Raw genomic sequence first — 19,841 nt, forward strand, 5'->3', positions numbered from 1 at the left:
TCATCCCGCTTGCTGCCGCATCCTCGCCGCCGTGTCCGCCGCGTCGTAACCTGGAGCGACGCCCTCAGCCAGGATCACGTCCCCGGTGATGTGCCTCGTACGCAGCGGCAGGATCTCCTGGTAGGCCTCGGAGTCGTACCAGTCGCGCGCCTTCTCGATGTCCGGGAAGCCGATGATGACCAGGTAGCCGGGCCACTCCCCCTCAAGGACTTCAACCTCCGTCCCGTGGACCAGGAAGTGTCCCGCGAAGGGGGCGAGGGTGGCCTGGATCCGCTCCATGTACGTGAAGATGTCCTCGTGCTGGGCGGCGGCTCGCAGGTGACCGATGGCGTAGGCACTCATGGTGTTCCTCCCCGGGGAATCGCTGATGAGTCACATCCTTCCGGGGAGCATCACCACCGTCGATTACCGCTCAGGTAATGCGCCGGCCCAGCCCTTCGCAGACCGGATCGCAGTTCAGATCGTCGCCGTGTCGATCACGAAGCGGTAGCGCACATCGCTCGCCAGAACCCGCTCGTACGCCTCGTTGATCTCGTCCGCGCGGATCAGTTCGATCTCCGCGCCCAGCCCGTGCCGCGCACAGAAGTCGAGCATTTCCTGCGTCTCGGCGATACCGCCGATCATCGACCCGGCCAGCGTCTTGTTGCCGCCGATCAGCGAGAACATGTTGATCGAGTTGGGCTCCTCGGGGGCGCCCACGTTCACGAAGGCCCCGCCCACCTTGAGCAGGCTGAGATAGGCGTCCATGTCCAGCGGCGCGGAGACCGTCGAGACGATCAGGTCGAAGGAGCCTGCCAGTTCCTCGAAGGTCTTCGGGTCGCTGGTCGCGTAGAAGTGGTCGGCGCCGAGCTTCAGCCCGTCCTCCTTCTTGCGGAGGGTCTGGCTCAGTACGGTCACCTCGGCGCCCAGCGCCTCCGCGATCTTGACGCCCATGTGCCCGAGGCCGCCCAGGCCCAGGATCGCGACCTTCTTGCCGGGGCCCGCCTGCCAGTGCCTGAGCGGCGAGTAGAGGGTGATGCCGGCGCACAGCAGCGGCGCGGCGACGTCCAGGGAGAGGCCCTCCGGGATGCGGACCGCGTAGTCCTCGTCGACGACGAGGTGCGTGGAGTAGCCGCCGTACGTCGGCTCACCGTTCTTGTCGAGTGCGTTGTACGTACCGGTCATGCCCTTGGTGCAGTGCTGCTCCTGGCCCGCCAGGCACGCCTCGCACGCGCGGCAGGAGTCGACGAAGCAGCCGACGCCCACCCGGTCACCGACGGCGTACTTGCTGACGCCGGGGCCGGCCTCCGTGACGATGCCGGCGATCTCGTGACCCGGGACCATCGGGTAGATGCCCTCGCCCCAGCCGTCACGGACCTGGTGGATGTCGGAGTGGCAGATGCCCGCGTACTTGATCTCGATCAGCACGTCGTGCTCGCCGACCGGGCGGCGCGGTACGGAGATCTTCTCCAGCGGTGCCTTCGCGGAAGGGGCGGCGTATGCGGCGACAGAGGAGACAGAGGAGTCAGAAGACGCGGACGAAAGGGAAGTGGTCATGCCTAGAGGCTGCCTGAACTGCGGAGATCCACCCAGCCCCCTGTTGAGCGTACGTCTGCTGTGCGTACCACTGGCGGGGACAGGATCACCGTCGTACGACAGGTAATACTTGATTGCTATGGACCAGCGCGCCGAACTGAGTGAGTTCCTCCGCTCCCGCCGTGCGCGGCTCAAGCCGGAGGACGTGGGCATGCCCGACTTCGGCAGGCACCGCCGCGTCCCCGGTCTGCGCCGCGAGGAGCTGGCGCAGCTGGCGGGGGTCTCGGTGGCGTACTACACGCGCCTTGAGCAGGGCAACGGCCGCAACGTGTCCATGGAGGTTCTGGACGCGATCGCCCGCGCCCTGCGGCTCTCCGACGCCGAGCGTGACCACCTCACCCACCTCGCCAAGCCGACGCAGAAGCGAAAGCGTTCTTCCATGCGGCCGCAGCGCCTGCGGCCCGGGATCCAGCAGCTGATGGACGCGATGGACGGCGTGCCCGCGTACGTCGTGGGGCGGCGTACCGATGTCCTCGGCTGGAACCGCCTCGCCCGTGCGCTGCTCGGCGACTTCGCCGCGCTCCCCGCCGATGAGCGCAATTTCGCCCGCCTCCTCTTCCTGGACGACAACTTCCGGGGTGTGTACACCGACTGGGATCACAAAGCGTGCGAGGTCGTCAGCTATCTGCGGTTCGACGCCGGCTGCCATCCGGACGATCCGCTACTGTCCGCGCTGGTCGGTGAGCTGTCGGTGAAGAGCGAGGTGTTCAGGAGCCTGTGGGCCGCGCACCACGTGAAGGACAAGGGCCACGGCACCAAGCGTCTGCACCACCCCCTGGTGGGTGACCTGACGCTGGCGTACGAGACGCTGAGGCTGCCCGACGACCCGGAACAGTCCCTGGTCACCTTCCACGCGGAGCCCGGATCGCCGTCGGAGGCGTCCCTGCGGCTGCTGGCGAGCTGGGGGACGGACGTGAATGTAGAGGTACGTGGATGAGTGACGCGCCAGTGACCCTGCGCCGGGCGGCCGGTGCCGACGACGCGGCCGCCGTTGCGGATGTCTGGCTGCGGTCGTACGACGCCGCGCTGCCCACGGTGAAGCGGGCACACAGCGACGACGGGGTGCGGGACTTCTTCCGGTACGTCGTGGTGCCGGAGCAGGAGACGTGGGTGGCCGAGAGCGCCGGCGCCGTCGTCGGGATGATGGCGCTTGAGCCCGGCCGCATCGAGCAGCTGTACCTGGCGCCGGAGCACCGGGGGCGCGGGATCGGCGACCGCTTCGTACAGCTCGCGAAGGAACGGTCGCCCGGCGGCCTGGAGTTGTGGACCTTCCAGGTCAACAGCCCCGCCCACCGCTTCTACGAACGGCACGGCTTCCGCGAGGCCGAGCGGACGGACGGCTCGCGCAACAAGGAGCGCGAGCCGGACGTCCGCTACGTGTGGGTGCCGCAGAGCTGATACGAACGCAGAGCTGATACGAAACCGGCGAAACTGGCGGAGCTGACGAAGCCGTCAGGGCTGGTACGGCGGCGCCACTCCCCAGCCCCACCGCGGGACCGGCGCGCGGCGCGGCGGGGTGGCCCCCGGCTGGGAGTTGGTGAGGGCGATCCGGGTGCCCCATTCGACGTACGCGACGAAGGCGGACCGGAATTCGGGGTCGTCCGGCAGCCCCGTCTCGTCCGCCGCGTCCAGCAGCAGCGACACCCAGCGGCGGCGCTGCGGCTCGGTGATGGCCTTGTCGAGGTGGTGGGCGAGCATGGCGGGGTAACCGCCGTGCTCACCGGTGTAGCGGGCGGGGCCGCCGAAGACCTCGCCGAGCCAGAGCGCGACATGGGCGGGGTGGTCGGGCGACATGCCTTCGAAGACGGGGGCGAGGAGTTCGTCCTTGCGTACGTGCACGTAGAAGGCCTCGGTGAGCCGTTCCAGGGCTTGGGCGCCGCCCGCCCACGAGTAGAGGGACGGTACGGAGCCGCCGGCGCCGTGCACGGCGGTCGGGGTGTAGTGCCGCATCTCCTCGATCTGCTCGACGTACGGACGGATCTCCGCGAAGAAGGCCTTGAACTGCTCGCTGCCACGGAACCCTTCGAGATGGTCGCGGGTGGAGGTCCAGATGATCCGCAGGATGTAGCTCGCGGCCTCCTCCTCGCAGCGCGCGAGTTCGTACTCGACGCACTGCGGCGACTGCGCGAGCTGCACGGCGGCGCGGGCGTACGCCGCCTCGAAGTCGGCGGCACGGTCCTCGGGGATGCGGTAACGGATGTATTCGACGGTCATGCTCTTTTCCCCCCCTGAAAGACATTCAGATCCGGCGGGCGTCGTCAGATCTTCGTCTGGAAAATTCCGCTGGCGCGCTCGCGCCCGTAACCGAGTGCTTCGTTGACGACGAGCATCGGCCGGTTCTCGTCGGCGACCGTGGTGCCGATCCACCGTACATGCGGCTGCTGTTGAGCCAGCATCCGCAGCTTGACCGCGCGGCCGAGCCCCCGGCCCCGGTGGGCGGGGACGACCACAGTGTCGTACTGGAGCGCGCGTACGTCCGACGGGTCGCGCAGCACCAGTTCGGTGTACGCCGCGACGGTGTCGTCCCCGCCCCGCGAGTCGACGGCCGCCACGGTGAGCATCACGCCGCCCCGGTCGAGGATGACCTGGGCTGCGGCGCGCACCTTGTCGGCGTTCCAGACCGGTGGCGCCTCATCCACGTCACCGGTGGGGGCGTCGTCCATGGCGCCGTGGGCGGTGGCGGACGCGTCGGCGAGGTGGTCGGGGACGACGCCCTCCCAGGTGGCGAAGGTGTAGCCGGCGGGGAGCTCGCCGTCCGGGCGCGGCAGGGACGTGTCCTGTACGTACCAGGTGATCGGCAGTACGTTCTCGAAGCCGCGCGCACCTGCGAACTTCTCGCCCGCACCGCCGACTTCGAGCTCGGTGGCGACGGAAGTGCGGCCGTCGGCGGCCAGTTCGGCGCGTACGGCGTCCCACAGGGCGGCGCCGACTCCCTGCCGCCGGGCGTCGGGGCGTACCGCCAGGGTGCTGAGGAACGCGGTGTGCTCGTTGCCGGGGTCCGTGTGGAGGAGCAGCGAGGCGACGCCTTCGTACGATCCGTCGGGCGCGGTGGCGGTGAAGCTGACCACGCGCCCGCGCGCCGAGGGTACTTGGAGCTTGCCGGCGGTCTCGGCTCGTCCCGGGGGTGGGATCTCGGCGGGCAGGTCGTGTTGGTGGGCGGCGGTGACGACGTCGTGCCAGGCGTCCACGGCGGCGGCGGGAGGCGTGTCCAGGGTTCGCACTGTGATCGGCATGCACAGGAACGTACGCGCGGCCCCGGAGGCCCGCACGCGAGTTCCGCACTCCCGCCGCCGCTAGGCGGCCGCCGCGTTCTCCGTCACCGTGACCCGGCCCTTGCGGATCGTGGCGAGGCGCGGTGCGCGGCGGGCGATGGCGCTGTCGTGGGTGACCATCACGAAGGTCAGCCCGTGTTCCTTCCACAGCCCTTCCAGCAGCTCCATGATCTCGTCGCGCATCGACTCGTCGAGGTTGCCGGTCGGCTCGTCGGCGAGCAGCACCTTGGGGCGTTTGACGAGCGCGCGGGCGATCGCGACGCGCTGTTGCTGGCCTCCCGACATCTCGCCGGGCAGGTGGGTGAGGCGCTCGCCGAGGCCGACGGACTCCAGTGCCTCCGCCGCTCGTTCGCGCCGGGCCGCCGCCTTCAGGCCCAGCGGTACGAGCGCCGTCTCGACGTTCTCGTGGGCGGTGAGGGTGGGGATGAGGTTGAAGCTCTGGAAGACGAAGCCGATGCTCTCGGCGCGGACCTTGGTCAGCCGGGGCTCCGGTTCCAGGACCTTATCCTGGGCGCGGCCCATGCTGGCCGAGACCGAACTGACAGCAATGACCGGCGCGACGCCCAAGGCACGGTCTGAGGGGACGGCGAGCGCCGCCTTTCCGCGGCGGCGCAGCTCGCCCGGAGGTAGGTGAAGAACGTGACTCCTCCCCGCCCTAAAGGGACGGGGCTTCTCGCTAAGCCAGGTTGGCGTTGCGAAGGACCAGCCCGGCCCGTAGAGCGTTGAGTGCTCCCACTGTGTCGGCGTGCGCGGTGTGGCCGCAGGCGACGCAGTGGAACCTTTCCTGTGTGGGCCGGTTCTCCTTCGCTGTGTGCCCGCACTGGGGGCACTGGCGGGAGGTGTTGCGGGGGTCCACGGCGATCACTTCCCGTCCGGCGCTTTCAGCCTTGGCGTGCAGGATCGTCAGGAACACCCCCCATCCGGCATCGGCGATGCTGCGGTTCAGTCCGGCCTTGGCGGCGGCCCCGTTGGGGAGGAAGGTGCCCGGCTGGTCGGGGTCGGGCTTCGGAGCGGGGGCCTTGATCATGTGGCGGATCTTGAGGTCTTCGTGGGCGATGAAGTCGTGCGCGCGGACCAGGTCGAGGGCGGTCTTGTGTGCGTGGTCGAGCCGCTGGCGGCGGACCTTGCCGTGAAGCTCGGCGACCTTGTCCACGGCACGCTGGTGGTTGGCGGTGCGGTCCTTGGCCTTGCGGCGCGGGAACCTTGACAGGGCCTGCTGAGCAGCTTCGAGCTTCGTGGAGGCCGTTCGGCCGTGGCGCGGGTTGGGGACGAACTCTCCGCCCGAGTCGGCGAGGAAGTTCGCTATGCCCAGGTCGATGCCGACCACGGACCCGGTTGCGGGCAGCGGCTCGGGCTGGTCCTGTTCGGTGGTCAGCACGACGAACCACTTACGGCCTTCGCGCTTGACGCTGACGGTCTTGACTCTGCCGACCACCGGCCGGTGCTGGTTGACCTTCACATGCCCGACGCCCTGGAAACGGACGCGGGTGCCCGGATCGTTCGGGGTGGAGTTCCACCGGCAGCCGTCCCCGTCCTTGGGGTAGTCCACCGTGTCGAACCAGCTCCCCCCGCGAAAGCGCGGGTATCCAGGGGCGTCACCGGACTTGACCCGGCGGAAGAACGCCGCGAACGCCTTGTCGAGACGGCGAAGCGTCGCCTGCTGCGAGGAGAACGACCACCGGCCTTGGCGGTCCGGGTCGAACGCCCGAATCTCCTTGAGCTGGCCGGACTGCGTGCCGTACCGGACGGTGGTCTTCGAGACGTGCCGGTAGGCATCGCGTCGTTCCTGCAACGCCCCGTTGTAGAGGGAGCAGTGATCCCGCAGCATCTCGCCCAGAGCTTGAGCCTGGCCCACGGTGGGCCGCATGAGGAATTTGTACGCACGAATCATCCAGCCCACCTCCTCAAGGTCTAGTTCGACCCGGCCATTCCGAAGATATGCCTGCCGCTTATGCCTCCGCCCGGCCTTCCACTGCCCTCACCCGAACGTGTGACGCAGGACAGGTACGCCAGGCAAGCCACCATCGACGCTTGCTCAATCGGCTCCTCCGCTCCCAACATGCGAAGAGACCACGCGGCCAGCCTGTCCCTCACCACGAAGGCGCAAAGCACTCGTGCGCTCCGCGCCTCGGGCCAAGGACGGCATTCCTGCCCGGCCTGAAGGCCGGGTTTCCCTGCCGAGACAGGGATGGCGCGAAGGTACGGGCGGCTCGTAATGGCCGGAAGGCCGGTCTGAGAGCCGCATGAGAAGGCGGGAACGCCGGGAACGCGAACGGCGGCGGGCGCCGCCCCGAAGCCGGGGTGGCGCCCGCCGCCGTACTGCTTACGGGGGAGGGACGCGGAGGAGAGCTCGGATCAGACCGCGGAGCCGGCCTTCCACTGCTCCCAGTCCATGTTCCAGCCGTTGAGGCCGTTGTCCGGCTTGATGGTCTTGTCCGGGGAGTTCTTGACGACGACCACGTCACCGACGATCGAGTTGTTGAAGAACCACGCACCGGGCTGGTTCGGGTCGTTCGCGCCCTTGGCGTCGTTCAGGCCCACGCAGCCGTGGCTGGTGTTGGCGCCGCCGAAGATCGAGTCGGCGCCCCAGTAGTTGCCGTGGATGAACGTGCCCGAGGTGGACAGCCGCATGGCGTGCGGCACGTCCTTGATGTCGTACTCGCCCTTGCCGTCCTTCTTCGTGAAGCCGACGGTCGAGCCGTCCATCCGGGTCTCCTTGAACTTCTCGGAGATCACCATCTGGCCGTTGTACGTCGGGTTCTCGGGCGCGCCCGCGGAGATCGGGATGGTCTTGATCGTCTTGCCGTCCTGCGTGACCGTCATGGTCTTGGACTTGGCGTCGACGGTGCTGACCTGGTTGCGGCCGACCGTGAAGGTGACGGTCTTGTCCTGTACGCCGTAGATGCCCTCGGCGCCCTCGACGCCGTCGAGAGCCAGCTTCATCGTGACCGTGGAGCCGCCCTTCCAGTACTCCTGGGGGCGGAAGTCCAGCCGCTGGGAGCTGAACCAGTGGCCGACGACTTCCTGGCCGCTGCTCGACGTGACCGTGATGCCCTTCTGGACGGCGGCCTTGTCCGTGATCGGCTTGTCGAAGTTGATCGACACCGGCATGCCCACGCCGACCTTGGAGCCGTCGTCGGGCGTGAAGTTCCCGATGAAGCTGTTGTCGGGCGAGACGGTGGTGAAGGAAACGTTCTCGTGCGCCTCGCGGCCTGCCGAGTCTGCCGCCGTCGCCGAGATCTTGTACGTCGTCGAGCGCTTCAGCTGCCCGTCCGGCTTCCAGCTCTTGCCGTCGGCCGCGATGGTGCCCGCGACCTCCGTCCCGTCCGTCGAGGCCATGGTGACCTCGGTCAGCTTGCCGTCGGTGACGGTGACCTTGGTGCCGCGGTTGATGCTGACGTTGTCGGCGCCGCCCTTGGGGGTGATCACTATTCGGGCCTTGGAAGTGTCCTTGGCCGCCGCCTCGTCGACCTCGGCCTGCGACTTGTCCGAGCTCTGGGCGCTGCTACCGCCCTTGTCGCCGCCGTCGCTGCAGGCAGAAAGCACCAGAACGCCGCCGAGCAGTGCGGACGCGGCCATAAGGACCCTGCGCCGCTTGCTGTCCGTCATCACACGCTTCTCCATCGTTGCCGATTCCCCACAAAATCCCCGGGCAGGGCCGCTGGGCAGCATCACCCTGCCAATGTTCTAAACAGCTGTACCGATTCGTCCGTTCCACATCTGGGGGAATGTGGGGAACACCACTGATCACAGTGACCGACGCAGCCACGCCGCCGCCGGTTGCGGCAGCGGCGCGCTTTTGTTCGCCGGGTCCACCGGGCTCATCGGAGAAGCTACGCGATGCGCTACACGGGTCCCTCCTCGTCGTCCTCATCAAGGTCCCACTCCAGGGCGTCGGGGTTGTAGTCGATCCGCTCGCTGCTCCACGAGGCCTGCGCGAGCTCCACCCCGGGTACGTCGCTGATCAGGTCGAACGGGTCCACGAGGTGGGCGAGGGCCTCCGCGACGTCTTCCCTGACCGCGGCCTCGGCATGCGTACGTTCGACATCCTCCGCGTGTGTGTCCTGCGTTACGTGCGCGACGGCGGCGCCGGTGAGCGTCTCGGGCTCGGAAATTTCCAGCACCAATTCGACCTGGAGCCGGACAAAGCGTGACGTGTCGGTTGCGTTCATGCGTCGGAGCGTAGGCCTCCGGGCTCCCGCGACTTTCCTGCGACCCGCTGCTTTCATTAGCATCGGCGTACACGGCCCACGGCCAATTCCCGGTTGCCTCAAGGGGGATCGATTACGTGTCCGCACGCCGACCGCTGCTGACCGCCACCGCTGCGGGCACACTGCTGTGTGCTCTGTGGTTCGTCCCGTCCGCCAACGCGACGGCCGAGAAGGAGGCGAAGCCTCAGCCCGCGACGCAGCCACAGTCGCAGCTGCCGCCCGCGAAGAGCGCCCCGCAGGATCTCGCGCTCGCCGACACGGGCAGCGTGGACACGACCCCGTACCTGATCGGCGGCACGACCTTCCTGACCCTGGGCGCCGGTTTCATGGCGTACTCGATGCGAAGGGCCGCACGCCAGATCATCTGACGCACGGCCCTTGGGATTGCGACTACGCGAGCGGCCCGGTCACCGGCTCGACGGCCTCGACGAGCCTGCCTGCCCGTACGAAGGCATCGGCGGCGGCGAGGTCCGGCGCGAGGTAGCGGTCGGGACCGGGACCCTCGACTCCCGCTTCCCGCACGGCCTTGATGACGGCCTGCGAGGCGGGTGCGGGCGTGAGCCCCTCGCGCAGCTCGATGCCGCGCGTGGCGGCGTACAGCTCGACGGCGACGATCCGGGTGAGGTTGTCGATGGTGGTGCGGAGCTTGCGCGCCGCCGACCAGCCCATGGAGACGTGGTCCTCCTGCATGGCGGAGGACGGAATCGAGTCGACGGAGGCGGGCGACGCGAGCCGCTTCATCTCGCTGACCAGGGCGGCCTGCGTGTACTGGGCGATCATCAGGCCCGAGTCGACGCCGGCGTCGTCGGCGAGGAAGGGCGGCAGCCCGTGCGACCGGTTCTTGTCGAGGAGCCGGTCGGTGCGGCGCTCACAGATGGAGCCGAGGTCTGCGGCGGCGATGGCGAGGAAGTCGAGTACGTACGCGACGGGCGCCCCGTGGAAGTTGCCGTTGGACTCGACGCGGCCGTCGGGCAGGACGACGGGGTTGTCGACGGCGGAGGCGAGCTCCCGCTCGGCGACGGTCAGCGCGTACGCGATGGTGTCGCGCCCGGCGCCGGCGACCTGCGGGGCGCAGCGCACGGAGTAGGCGTCCTGGACGCGCGGGGCGTCGTCCTGGTGATGTCCGGTGAGGCCGGAGCCGGCAAGGACGCGGAGCATGTTGTCGGCCGATTCACCCTGGCCGGGGTGCGGGCGTATGGCGTGCAGGTCGGGGGCGAGGACCTTGTCGGTGCCGAGGAGGCCTTCGAGGCTGAGGGCGGCGGTGATGTCGGCGGAGGTGTAGAGCCGCTTGAGGTCACCGATGGCCATGATCAGCATGCCGAGCATGCCGTCGGTGCCGTTGAGGAGGGCCAGGCCTTCCTTCTCGCGCAGCTCGACGGGGACAATGCCGTGCGCGGCGAGCAGCTCGCCGGCGGGCCGGACGACTCCGTCGGGGCCTTCCGCGTCCCCTTCACCCATCAGCGCGAGGGCGCAGTGGCTGAGGGGAGCGAGGTCGCCGGAGCAGCCGAGCGAGCCGTACTCGTGGACGACGGGCGTGATCCCGGCGTTGAGCAGGTCCGCCATGGTCTGGGCGACGTGCGGGCGTACGCCGGTGTGGCCGGAGGCGAGGGTCTTGAGCCGCAGGAACATCAGGGCGCGTACGACTTCGCGCTCGACGTGCGGGCCCATGCCGGCGGCGTGCGACCGGACGATGTTGCGCTGCAACTGGGCGCGCAGGTCCTGGCTGATGTGCCGGGAGGCGAGGGCGCCGAATCCGGTCGAGACACCGTAGACGGGCTCGGGCTTGGCAGCGAGCGCGTCCACGATCTCGCGGGAGGCGGCGAGCGCGGCGACTGCCTCGCCGGAGAGCTCGACCCTGGCGTTGTCCCGGGCGACGGCGATGACGTCCGCTGCGGTCGTCCCGGACGTCCCCAGCACCACTGTGTGCATATCCATATTCAGAACCCTACGGACTGAATCCATCTCTGTCACTAGTGGATGCGGGTGGTACCCCTTACACCTGCCTGCGGCACTGTTCCGACGCGGGACGGGCTCCAATGGAGCCCCAAGCGCCGCAGACACCCGCCGCAGCACCCGCAGCAGCCGCCACCCGCACCCGCACCCCCCTCACCCCCCGTCCGCCCCAGGGTCCCGCCCCCGGAAAGCCCGCCGGTCGTGCGCCGCAGGCGGCGGCGCGTCCGCGAGCCGGACCACCGCTCCGTCCCGCCCCGCCACCACCGGCTTCAAAGAGCGCGCCGCCTTCGCCCGGTACTGCGCCGCGTCGGCCAGCCGGAAGAGCCGGCGCGCGGTACGGACCGGCCCGATCGGATCACCTGTCGAAGCGACTCCGCACGCGACGCCCTCTCCCAGGTCCATTTCACCCGCCCGTACGCACAGATCCTCGGCCACCTTCACCACCGCGTCCGACGACGGCCCGACCGCGAGCAGGCAGAACTCATCTCCCCCGAGCCGCGCCGCCAGCGCCCCCGGCAGCATCGCGCCGCACACGGACAACACTGAGCCGAAACGTTCTAGCAGCCGGTCGCCCACCGCATGGCCGAGCGAGTCGTTCACCCGCTTCAGCCCGTTCAGGTCGCAGACCACAAGGCTGACGACCGTCCCCGACTCCCGGTGCCGCTCCACCGCCTCGTCGAGCCCCATGTCGACGGCCCGCCGGTTCGCCAGCCCCGTCAGCGGATCCGTGAAAGCGAGCTTGCGGACCTCCTCCAGCAATTCCGTCTGGGCGATACCGGCCGCCACCACCGACGCCAGCACCGTGGCGAAGTCCGCGTCGGACCGGTCGAAGACCGGCGCCCCGGCCGGCCGCGCCACATACAGCTCCCCCCACGCCTGCCCCCGCAGCACGATCGGCGCGACCACGCAGGACCCGCGCCCGCGCCGCCGCAGCGCCGCCACCCGCTGATGGCAGTAACCGGCGGCGGACGCATCGGCGGAAGCACCGATGGACGCACTCGCGGCCCCACCGGCGACCCCCTCCGCCGTCTCGACCCACGCGTTCGGCTCGCCCCCGCCCGCCCACTCCTCGTGCAGGAACTCCGCGATCTCCGGAAACTGATGTACGGGATAGGTCTCGCCCTCGGGGAACTCCTCCTCCCCCGCCGCGCGCTCCCCCACGTTCACCAGCACCCGCAGCTGCCCCAGCTCGCGTTCCCACACCGAAACCGCCGCGAAGCTGCCCCCCAGCGCCTGCTTCGCCCCCAGAGCGGCCGCGCGCCAGGACTCACGCGGGGTGTGCGCCGCCGCCATCTCCTGCGCCAGCGTCACCACGGCCCGCAGCCGCGCATCCTCAGCCATCCCCCCAGCTTAGGGAGTTTGCGGAGTTTTGTAGCAATGTGATCCTTCGGCCTATTCGCCCGGCCACTGGGGCGTGCGCTTCTCGTTGAACGCCGCCACACCCTCCGCGCGGTCGCCCGAGAAGGCCACCGACCGCCACGCCGCGTCCTCGACCTCAAGACCGGCCCGCAGATCCAGCCCGTGCCCGAGCCGCATCGCCCGCTTCGCGGCCCGCAGCCCCACCGGCGAGTTTCCGGCGATCCGGGCAGCCAGCGCCAGCGCCTGTTCCCGGTCGTGCCCCTCGGCCACCAGCTGGTCGACCAGCCCCAGCTCGGCCGCCTCCGCCGCCTCCACCCGCCGCGCCGTGAACACCAGCTCCGCCGCCCGCGCCGCCCCGACCCGCCGGGGCAGCAGCTGCGTACCGCCGCCACCCGGAATGACGCCCACCGACACCTCGGGCAGCCCGACCACCGCCGTGCGGTCCGCCACGATCAGGTCGCAGGCCAGCGCCAGCTCGAAGCCGCCGCCCAGCGCGAAGCCGTGTACGGCGGCGATCGTCGGCATGGGCAGTTCCAGTACGCCGGTGTACGCGCCCCGGGCGACCGGCCGCTGACGTACCAGCTCGGCGTCCGTGAACGAATTCCGCTCCTTGAGATCCGCGCCGACGCAGAATGCCCGCTCATTGCTGGACGTCACCACCGTCACCCGCACCTGCGGGTCCGCGCCCAGCGAGTCGCACGCCGCCGCGATGGAACGGGCCATGTCCGTGGACACCGCGTTCATCGCCTTGGGCCGGTCGAGGACCAGCTCGGCGACGTACCCGTGCCGCTGTACGCCGACGAACTCCCCGAACCGCTGCTGTTCCCCACTCATGCCGCACACCCTCCCGGTTAACGATCGTTATCGGGAGGATCCTAGGTGGGCCGCCGGGTCAGAAGCCATGGCTCGACCGTGCCGAGCCCGCGTACCGGCCGCTGCCACATCGGCTGGAGCGCGAAGCGGTACGAGGGCGGGGCGACGCCCTCCTTCTCCGCCATCTCCGCCTCGGCCGCCGCCTGCGCCTCGGAGACCGGCGCGTCACCGGTCCGCGACAGCTCCTCGGCGAGCGCCCCGTCCACCAGGAGCGCGTCCTTCGGCGCTATCGACGTGAGCCTGCTGGCCAGGTTCACGGTCGTACCGAAGACATCGCCCATGCGTGTGGTGACCGTGCCGAAGGCGATGCCCACGCGCAGGGCCGGCATCGTCTGGTCCGCGGCCATGGTCTCGATGAGCCGCAGCGCGATCTCCGCCGCCGTGCCCGCGTCGTCGGCCGCGTAGAGGACTTCGTCGCCGAGGGTCTTGATGAGCCGGCCACCGTGAGCCGCGACAAGGTCCGCGCAGGTCGTCTCGAACGCCTCGACCAGCTCGCCCAGCTCCTCCTCCTCCAGGCGCCGCGTCAGCCGCGTGAACCCGACCAGATCCGCGAAGCCGACCGCGAGCCGCCGGTCGACCATTTCCTCGTCGTCGGCGGCCTGGACGACCCGGCCGGTCGCGGCGGCGAGCTGGCGCCGCCAGACGTAACGCAGGAATTCCTCCAGCTCGGGGAGGAGCAGCTCGACGAGCGGATACGTGACTTCGGTACGGGTCATGCCGGGCTCGGGCGGCTCGGTCAGACCCTCCAGGAAGGAATCGATCTGCCATTCCGCCAGCCGGGCGGTGGTCTGCCCGGTGGACCGGGCGACCTGCACCGCCATCGGCTCGCTGAGCAGCCCGGCCTCGACGAGACCCGCGAGCCGCCGCAGGGCGAGGACGTCGGCCTCGGTCAGGGCCTTGGCCTGCCCGATGTCGGCAAAGCCCATGGCCCGCCAGAACCGGGAGGCGAGGTCCATGGAGACCCCGGCTGTACGGGCGGCCTGAAAGGCGGTGTAGCGGCGCTCGGCGCCGAGGATCAGCTGTTCGAGGCGGATGGCGAGCGGATCGTCGGTGGGCTCGGCGGTGTGGTCCACGGCGTGGTGGGGGGTGGGGTACGGCGACGGCTCCACGGCTGCCGGCACCCCGCTCTCGCTCCCGTCCGCCCGGAGGACCCCGCGCCCGGGGCCGGTTCCGGTCCTGGAACCGGATGAAGCGGGCGGACCGGAGCGTGAGGCCTCGCCGGAGGGCTCCCCGGAACCCGAACCGGAGCGCGAACCAGAACCCGGAGCGGAGCCCGTGCCGGAACCGCCCACGGCCTCGCGCGAGCCCTCACGCCCGGACCGCTCGCCGGGCCCGGAGTACGGCCTCGCGACCGCGCCGGGGCCGGTCTCGTGCTCGGTCTCGTGCTCGGTCTCGTTTTCGCTCTCGTGGGGGCCTTCCCCGGCGGCGGACGGGTCCGCGCCGCGGCCCGACGGGGCTGCCGCACCCACAGAGGACTCCTCACCCGCACCGGAACCGGACGGTGCGGCCGCACCCGGCTCCGGGCTCGCACCCGGCTCCGGGCTCGTACCCGGGTCCGGCCGCGCACCCGCAGAGGACCCCGCGTCGTCGACGGTCACCTACCGCCTCCTGCCCGTTCCCTGCGCACTGCCCTGTGTCCTGCCGATCGTCTGTCGCACAGATCCGTCGCGGATCGCCTCAACGATACGGCAGGTGTGCCCTAGCTCACTCCCCCGTTCCGCGCGTCTGCTCTGTACTCGCCCCCGGCCTGAGGTGTACGACGTCACCTGCTCCCACCGGCTGCTGAACCCCCTCGGCCGTCGCCAGGACCAGCCTCCCGTGGCCGTCGATGGCCACCGCCTCGCCGGTCACCGACCGGCCGCCGGGCAGCTCGGCCCGTACCGTACGGCCGAGCGTCGCGCAGCCCGCCGCGTACGCCTCCTGGAGGCGGCAGGCCGCCGGATCGCCCCCGGCCGCCCGCCAGTCGCCGTACCACTGACCGAGCGAACGCAGCACCGACCGCAGCAGCGGATCGCGGTCCGTCGAGACCGCTCCCGCGAGGGCGAGCGACCCGGCGCCGGGGATCGGCAGTTCCTTCTCGGTCAGGGTGACGTTGATGCCGATTCCCACCACGACGCCGTCCGCAGCCCGCTCGGCGAGGATGCCGCCGGCCTTGCGTTCCTCGCCACCGACGGTCACCAGGAGGTCGTTGGGCCACTTGAGCGCCGTATCGACGCCGGCGGACTTGGACAGCGCGCCGGCCACCGAGACGCCGACGAGCAGCGGCAGCCAGCCCCACTTCTCGACCGGCACCTCGGTAGGCTTCAGCAGTACGGAGAAGAAGAGCCCGGAGCGTGCGGGCGCCGACCAGCGCCGGTCGAGGCGCCCGCGGCCCTCCGTCTGCTCCTCGGCGACGAGCACTGCGCCTTCGGGCAGGTCTTCGGCCCGCCCGACGAGGTCGGTATTGGTGGAGCCGATGGAGGGGACGACGTCCAGGGACGTCCACAGGCCGCCCGGTCGCACCAGTGCGCGGCGCAGCGCCACGGCGCTGAGCGGCGGCCGGTCGAGGTCGGACCAGCGGTGGTCTGAAGCATCGGGAGGCGTCATGCAACCCAGCGTAGGTGTGGCAAACGACGCACTGCCGAGCGGCACACGCGCCGCTACGCTACGTGCCAGTAGCCGTCCGCTGACCAGGCAGGGAGCCGCAACCCCGATGTCCGAGCCCGAGACTGCCAACTCCGATGCACACAGTCACACCACCGCGGGCAAGATCGCGGATTTGCAGCGCCGTATTGACGAAGCAACGCACGCCGGCTCCGAGCGCGCGGTCGAGAAGCAGCACGCCAAGGGCAAGCTGACGGCCCGTGAGCGGATCGGCCTGCTCATGGACGAGGGCTCGTTCGTCGAGCTCGACGAATTCGCCCGGCACCGCTCGACGAACTTCGGCATCGACAAGAACCGCCCGTACGGCGACGGAGTCGTCACCGGCTACGGCACGGTCGACGGACGCCCAGTCTGCGTGTACTCGCAGGACTTCACCATCTTCGGCGGGTCGCTGGGCGAGGTCTACGGCGAGAAGATCGTCAAGGTCATGGACTTCGCGCTGAAGACCGGCTGCCCGGTCGTCGGCATCAACGACGGCGGCGGCGCGCGCATCCAGGAGGGTGTCGTCGCGCTCGGCCTGTTCGCGGAGATCTTCCGCCGCAACGTGCACGCCTCGGGCGTCGTACCGCAGATTTCCCTCATCGTCGGCCCGTGCGCGGGCGGCGCGGTCTACTCGCCCGCGATCACCGACTTCACGGTGATGGTCGACCAGACCTCGCACATGTTCATCACCGGCCCGGACGTCATCAAGACGGTCACGGGTGAGGACGTCGGCTTCGAGGAGCTCGGCGGCGCGCGCACGCACAACACCACGTCGGGTGTCGCGCACCACATGGCGGGCGACGAGAAGGACGCGATCGACTACGTGAAGTCGCTCCTGTCGTACCTCCCTTCGAACAATCTCAGCGAGCCGCCGGCCTTCCCGGAGGAGGCGGACCTGGACGTGTCGGACGAGGACCGCGAGCTCGACACCCTCATCCCGGACAGCGCGAACCAGCCGTACGACATGCACACGGCCATCGAGCACGTGCTGGACGACGGCGAGTTCCTGGAGACGCAGGCGCTCTTCGCGCCGAACGTCGTCACCGGCTTCGGGCGGGTCGAGGGCCACCCGGTGGGCATCGTCGCCAACCAGCCGATGCAGTTCGCGGGCTGCCTGGACATCAACGCCTCGGAGAAGGCCGCGCGCTTCGTCCGCACCTGTGACGCCTTCAATGTGCCGGTGCTGACGTTCGTGGACGTGCCGGGCTTCCTGCCTGGCGTGGACCAGGAGTACGGCGGCATCATCCGGCGCGGCGCCAAGCTGATCTACGCGTACGCGGAGGCGACGGTCCCGCTGATCACCGTCATCACGCGGAAGGCCTTCGGCGGCGCGTACGACGTCATGGGCTCCAAGCACCTGGGCGCGGACCTCAACCTGGCGTGGCCGACCGCGCAGATCGCGGTGATGGGCGCGCAGGGCGCGGTGAACATCCTGCACCGCCGTACGATCGCCGCATCCGTCGACGAGGCTGCCGCCGAGGCGACCCGCGCGGAGCTGATCGCCGACTACGAGGACACGCTGCTGAATCCTTACGTCGCCGCCGAGCGCGGTTACGTGGACGCGGTGATCATGCCGTCGGAGACGCGCCGCCACATCGTGCGCGGGCTGCGTCAGCTGCGTACGAAGCGGGAATCTCTCCCCCCGAAGAAGCACGGCAACATCCCGCTCTAGGAAGGGCCGCTTGCGATGATCAAGGTCATACGGGGCAACCCGACCCCGGAGGAGCTGGCCGCCGCTCTCGCGGTGGTTCAGGCACGCGCCGCGGCGGCGGCGGGCGCGCCGTCCGGCGTGGAGGAACCGCCGACCGCCTGGTCGGACCCGGCCAGGGTCGCCCGCCACCGGCTGCCGCAGCCGGGGCCGACGGCGTGGGGCCGGACGTACTGGCCGGGCTGACCGGCACACAGCTGCTCGCCCCGCCGGATCCATCCGGCGGGGCGAAGTGCTGTCAAAGGACTTCGGCGACGGTCTTCGCCATCAGCCGGTAGCCCGCGTCGTTGGGGTGCAGGGCGTCCCCGTAGTCGTACGCCGGGTTCAGGCGGTCGGGGTCGTCCGGGGCGGCGAGCACCTTGTCGAAGTCGGCGTAGGCGTCGAACTCACCCGACGTACGGATCCAGTGATTCACCTCGTCGCCGGCCCGCGCCGCGTGCTCGCCCCAGTGGTCGGACCCCTTGAGCGGCAGCAGGGTCGAACCGACGGCCCGCAGTCCCTTGGCGTGAGCGGCGCGGATCAGCTTCCGGTAGCCGGTGATGAGCTCGGCGGACGAGACGACGGGCGACGGCTTGTAGGTGGGCTGGTTCTTCGCCTCGCTGAAACCGATGTCGTTGAGGCCTTCGAGTACGACGACGGTGGAGACACCGGGCTGGTCGAGGGCGTCGCGGCCGAAGCGGGCGGTGGCGCGTTCGCCGTACCAGGCGGAGTCGTTGAGGACGAGGTTTCCGCCGATGCCCTGGTTGACGACCGGGCGGCCCGTGCGCTCGGCGAGGGCGTCGGAGTAGCGGCGGTTGGTGTTGGGGGTCGAGCCGAAGCTGTCGGTGATGGAGTCCCCGAAGAGGACGACGCCGTCGTTTCTGCGGGGCGCGGAGCCGCCGACCTCGACGCCGGTCAGGTAGTACCAGGACTGGGTGGTGTCGGTGAAGGCGGCACCGGAGGAGTCGGCGCGGTGGTCGCCCTCGGCGCGGTAGGTGTCGGCCCAGGCCTGGGAGTGGAAGGTGGCGGGCCCGGTCGTACCGGCGAGATAGAGGGTCACGGTGACGGACTCCAGCCGGTCAAGGGGCAATCGGGCTGCGTCACTGCGCAGCTCGCCACGGGCGGGGATCTCGACGGACTGCTTGCCGGAGAAGGTGAGGTGGCGGACGCTGCCGGCCTCGACTGCGGCGCCCTTGCCGTTCGCCGTACGGGCGATGGTGGCGCCGGTGATCGTGAGCGGCGAGGTCCCGTAGGCATTGGACAGGCGGATACGGGCCTGCTCCCCGGCGCCGGTGACGCGGACGACTTGACGGACGGTCTGGCGGGAGAACCCCTCCTGGGACCAGTTGGGTGTGAAGCCGGTACTGGGCAGCTGAGGGGACGCGCCCCAGGCGGCGGTCCAGCGGGTGGCGGCGTGCTGTGCGGAGGGGGACGACGGCTGCGCGGCGCCGAGAAGTCCGAGGGCGAGGGCGGAGGCGACGACGGGGGCGGCGATTCGGCGGCGGGCGGGCGTGGCGTTCATGACAGCAACCAACCTTTCCCTAATGGGAAGCAAGTTCCGTTAAGATGTCAGGACCGTACCACCACCGGAGTGCCTAATGGAACAGAATTCCCGTTTGGAGACCGCATCCTCCCTGACGCCGGGGACCGTGCGCCCCGGCGGACGGACCGCCAAGGTCCGCGCCGCCGTGCTCGAAGCGACCCAGGAAGCACTCGTCGAAGCCGGCTTCCACGGCCTGAACCTGGACCGCGTCGCCGCGCACGCGGGCGTCGGCAAGACGACGGTGTACCGCCGCTGGGGCTCGGCGGCCGGCCTCGTCGCCGATCTGCTGCGCGACATGGCCGAGCAGTCGGTGCCCGCCGCCGACACCGGCTCGCTGGAGGGGGATCTGCTGGCCAACGCCCGTCTCGTACGACAGACCCTCACGGATCCGCGCATGGGCCCGCTCTTCCAGGCGGTCATCGCGGCGGCGGCGTGCGACGAGGAGTGCGCGCGTGCGCTGAACGGCTTCTACGCGACGCGCATCCGCGAGTGGTCGCCGTGCGTGGAGCGGGCGGCGGGGCGGGGGGAGGTCCCGGCCGGGACGGACGCGGGCGAGGTGATCCGGGCGGTGTCCGCCCCGCTGTACTACCGCTTCGCGGTGAGCAGGGAACCGCTGGCGGAGGCGGAGGCGGACGCGGTGCGGGCGGCGGCGGTGGCGGTGGCCGCGGCGAAGGCGGGATCGTTCACGCGGAATTAGTCCTTTGGTACTGGTCCGCCTGAGTACAGGTACTCAGGCGCCGCAG

At 70.2% G+C, this 19,841-nt stretch carries 19 protein-coding genes and 1 pseudogene; 6 read left to right on the plus strand and 14 right to left on the minus strand.

Annotation, left to right across the window (positions count from 1 at the left end):
• Complete coding sequence (locus J7E89_RS07755; RefSeq protein ID WP_214969975.1) at positions 1–342, minus strand: DUF1330 domain-containing protein; 342 nt, start codon at positions 340–342, stop codon at positions 1–3.
• Positions 343–456: 114 nt separating this feature from the next.
• Positions 457–1,536 carry an NAD(P)-dependent alcohol dehydrogenase gene (locus J7E89_RS07760; RefSeq protein WP_214969979.1) on the minus strand — a complete coding sequence of 360 codons (1,080 nt, stop codon included), beginning with the start codon at positions 1,534–1,536 and terminating at the stop codon, positions 457–459.
• A gap of 118 nt (positions 1,537–1,654) precedes the next feature.
• Between J7E89_RS07760 and J7E89_RS07765 the strand changes: the two genes are divergently transcribed.
• On the plus strand, positions 1,655–2,512 hold the full coding sequence (locus tag J7E89_RS07765; RefSeq protein WP_214969983.1) for a helix-turn-helix transcriptional regulator: 858 nt from the start codon (positions 1,655–1,657) through the stop codon (positions 2,510–2,512).
• On the plus strand, positions 2,509–2,973 hold the full coding sequence (locus J7E89_RS07770; RefSeq protein WP_214969987.1) for a GNAT family N-acetyltransferase: 465 nt from the start codon (positions 2,509–2,511) through the stop codon (positions 2,971–2,973). The genes J7E89_RS07765 and J7E89_RS07770 overlap by 4 nt, the downstream gene beginning before the upstream one ends.
• Positions 2,974–3,027: 54 nt before the next feature.
• On the opposite strand, the gene J7E89_RS07775 is transcribed toward J7E89_RS07770, so the two are convergent.
• The 6 genes and pseudogenes from J7E89_RS07775 to J7E89_RS07800 form a co-directional block, all read right to left on the minus strand.
• A complete protein-coding gene (locus J7E89_RS07775) occupies positions 3,028–3,789 on the minus strand; it encodes a group II truncated hemoglobin (RefSeq protein ID WP_214969990.1) in 762 nt (253 codons plus the stop codon).
• A gap of 44 nt (positions 3,790–3,833) precedes the next feature.
• The gene (locus tag J7E89_RS07780; protein WP_214969993.1) at positions 3,834–4,808 is read right to left on the minus strand and encodes an N-acetyltransferase; all 975 of its coding nucleotides are present in this window, start codon (positions 4,806–4,808) and stop codon (positions 3,834–3,836) included.
• Between the two features lie 60 nt (positions 4,809–4,868).
• Positions 4,869–5,336, minus strand: a pseudogene (locus J7E89_RS07785) (ABC transporter ATP-binding protein); the annotation flags it as partial.
• Between the two features lie 187 nt (positions 5,337–5,523).
• Positions 5,524–6,738 (minus strand): RNA-guided endonuclease TnpB family protein, encoded by a 1,215-nt coding sequence (locus J7E89_RS07790; RefSeq protein WP_214969996.1) that lies wholly within the window; start codon positions 6,736–6,738, stop codon positions 5,524–5,526.
• A gap of 464 nt (positions 6,739–7,202) precedes the next feature.
• Positions 7,203–8,471, minus strand: a complete 1,269-nt coding sequence (locus J7E89_RS07795) for an Ig-like domain-containing protein (RefSeq protein ID WP_214969999.1) — start codon at positions 8,469–8,471, stop codon at positions 7,203–7,205.
• A 221-nt stretch (positions 8,472–8,692) separates the two neighbouring features.
• The gene (locus tag J7E89_RS07800; protein ID WP_214970002.1) at positions 8,693–9,019 is read right to left on the minus strand and encodes a hypothetical protein; all 327 of its coding nucleotides are present in this window, start codon (positions 9,017–9,019) and stop codon (positions 8,693–8,695) included.
• Between the two features lie 116 nt (positions 9,020–9,135).
• Between J7E89_RS07800 and J7E89_RS07805 the strand changes: the two genes are divergently transcribed.
• Positions 9,136–9,426: a hypothetical protein gene (locus J7E89_RS07805; RefSeq protein WP_214970005.1), complete on the plus strand. Its 291-nt coding sequence runs from the start codon at positions 9,136–9,138 to the stop codon at positions 9,424–9,426.
• 22 nt (positions 9,427–9,448) lie between these two features.
• Here J7E89_RS07805 and hutH read toward each other — a convergent pair whose 3' ends face one another.
• The 5 genes from hutH to J7E89_RS07830 form a co-directional block, all read right to left on the minus strand.
• Positions 9,449–10,993, minus strand: coding sequence for a histidine ammonia-lyase (gene hutH / locus J7E89_RS07810; protein ID WP_214970008.1), 1,545 nt, complete (start codon positions 10,991–10,993; stop codon positions 9,449–9,451).
• A 171-nt stretch (positions 10,994–11,164) separates the two neighbouring features.
• Entirely contained in the window at positions 11,165–12,352 is a 1,188-nt protein-coding gene (locus tag J7E89_RS07815) for a diguanylate cyclase domain-containing protein (protein WP_214970027.1), read from the minus strand.
• Between the two features lie 51 nt (positions 12,353–12,403).
• Entirely contained in the window at positions 12,404–13,204 is an 801-nt protein-coding gene (locus tag J7E89_RS07820; protein ID WP_214970029.1) for an enoyl-CoA hydratase/isomerase family protein, read from the minus strand.
• A gap of 41 nt (positions 13,205–13,245) precedes the next feature.
• Complete coding sequence (locus tag J7E89_RS07825; RefSeq protein ID WP_308315383.1) at positions 13,246–14,352, minus strand: adenylate/guanylate cyclase domain-containing protein; 1,107 nt, start codon at positions 14,350–14,352, stop codon at positions 13,246–13,248.
• A 595-nt stretch (positions 14,353–14,947) separates the two neighbouring features.
• Entirely contained in the window at positions 14,948–15,829 is an 882-nt protein-coding gene (locus J7E89_RS07830) for a biotin--[acetyl-CoA-carboxylase] ligase (protein ID WP_214970032.1), read from the minus strand.
• Between the two features lie 106 nt (positions 15,830–15,935).
• On the opposite strand from J7E89_RS07830, the gene J7E89_RS07835 reads away from it, so the two are divergent.
• Both J7E89_RS07835 and J7E89_RS07840 read left to right on the plus strand, forming a co-directional pair.
• On the plus strand, positions 15,936–17,540 hold the full coding sequence (locus tag J7E89_RS07835) for an acyl-CoA carboxylase subunit beta (RefSeq protein ID WP_214970047.1): 1,605 nt from the start codon (positions 15,936–15,938) through the stop codon (positions 17,538–17,540).
• A gap of 15 nt (positions 17,541–17,555) precedes the next feature.
• Positions 17,556–17,762, plus strand: a complete 207-nt coding sequence (locus tag J7E89_RS07840; RefSeq protein ID WP_214970050.1) for an acyl-CoA carboxylase epsilon subunit — start codon at positions 17,556–17,558, stop codon at positions 17,760–17,762.
• Positions 17,763–17,814: 52 nt separating this feature from the next.
• On the opposite strand, the gene J7E89_RS07845 is transcribed toward J7E89_RS07840, so the two are convergent.
• Positions 17,815–19,077 (minus strand): SGNH/GDSL hydrolase family protein, encoded by a 1,263-nt coding sequence (locus J7E89_RS07845; protein ID WP_214970053.1) that lies wholly within the window; start codon positions 19,075–19,077, stop codon positions 17,815–17,817.
• Positions 19,078–19,153: 76 nt separating this feature from the next.
• Here J7E89_RS07845 and J7E89_RS07850 point away from each other — a divergent pair, with 76 nt between their 5' ends.
• Entirely contained in the window at positions 19,154–19,795 is a 642-nt protein-coding gene (locus J7E89_RS07850) for a TetR/AcrR family transcriptional regulator (protein WP_214970056.1), read from the plus strand.
• The last annotated feature ends 46 nt before the right edge of the window (positions 19,796–19,841 follow it).

Origin of the sequence: Streptomyces sp. ISL-100 (assembly GCF_018614615.1) — a bacterium.
Taxonomy (GTDB): Bacteria; Actinomycetota; Actinomycetes; order Streptomycetales; family Streptomycetaceae; genus Streptomyces.

What these genes read in the sequence shown, in the direction of transcription:
- J7E89_RS07755 (WP_214969975.1), bottom strand. Translation starts at nt 342, where the DNA reads ATGAGTGCCTACGCCATCGGTCACCTGCGAGCCGCCGCCCAGCACGAG.
- J7E89_RS07760 (WP_214969979.1), bottom strand. Translation starts at nt 1,536, where the DNA reads ATGACCACTTCCCTTTCGTCCGCGTCTTCTGACTCCTCTGTCTCCTCT.
- J7E89_RS07765 (WP_214969983.1), top strand. Translation starts at nt 1,655, where the DNA reads ATGGACCAGCGCGCCGAACTGAGTGAGTTCCTCCGCTCCCGCCGTGCG.
- J7E89_RS07770 (WP_214969987.1), top strand. Translation starts at nt 2,509, where the DNA reads ATGAGTGACGCGCCAGTGACCCTGCGCCGGGCGGCCGGTGCCGACGAC.
- J7E89_RS07775 (WP_214969990.1), bottom strand. Translation starts at nt 3,789, where the DNA reads ATGACCGTCGAATACATCCGTTACCGCATCCCCGAGGACCGTGCCGCC.
- J7E89_RS07780 (WP_214969993.1), bottom strand. Translation starts at nt 4,808, where the DNA reads ATGCCGATCACAGTGCGAACCCTGGACACGCCTCCCGCCGCCGCCGTG.
- J7E89_RS07790 (WP_214969996.1), bottom strand. Translation starts at nt 6,738, where the DNA reads ATGATTCGTGCGTACAAATTCCTCATGCGGCCCACCGTGGGCCAGGCT.
- J7E89_RS07795 (WP_214969999.1), bottom strand. Translation starts at nt 8,471, where the DNA reads ATGGAGAAGCGTGTGATGACGGACAGCAAGCGGCGCAGGGTCCTTATG.
- J7E89_RS07800 (WP_214970002.1), bottom strand. Translation starts at nt 9,019, where the DNA reads ATGAACGCAACCGACACGTCACGCTTTGTCCGGCTCCAGGTCGAATTG.
- hutH (WP_214970008.1), bottom strand. Translation starts at nt 10,993, where the DNA reads ATGGATATGCACACAGTGGTGCTGGGGACGTCCGGGACGACCGCAGCG.
- J7E89_RS07815 (WP_214970027.1), bottom strand. Translation starts at nt 12,352, where the DNA reads ATGGCTGAGGATGCGCGGCTGCGGGCCGTGGTGACGCTGGCGCAGGAG.
- J7E89_RS07820 (WP_214970029.1), bottom strand. Translation starts at nt 13,204, where the DNA reads ATGAGTGGGGAACAGCAGCGGTTCGGGGAGTTCGTCGGCGTACAGCGG.
- J7E89_RS07830 (WP_214970032.1), bottom strand. Translation starts at nt 15,829, where the DNA reads ATGACGCCTCCCGATGCTTCAGACCACCGCTGGTCCGACCTCGACCGG.
- J7E89_RS07835 (WP_214970047.1), top strand. Translation starts at nt 15,936, where the DNA reads ATGTCCGAGCCCGAGACTGCCAACTCCGATGCACACAGTCACACCACC.
- J7E89_RS07840 (WP_214970050.1), top strand. Translation starts at nt 17,556, where the DNA reads ATGATCAAGGTCATACGGGGCAACCCGACCCCGGAGGAGCTGGCCGCC.
- J7E89_RS07845 (WP_214970053.1), bottom strand. Translation starts at nt 19,077, where the DNA reads ATGAACGCCACGCCCGCCCGCCGCCGAATCGCCGCCCCCGTCGTCGCC.
- J7E89_RS07850 (WP_214970056.1), top strand. Translation starts at nt 19,154, where the DNA reads ATGGAACAGAATTCCCGTTTGGAGACCGCATCCTCCCTGACGCCGGGG.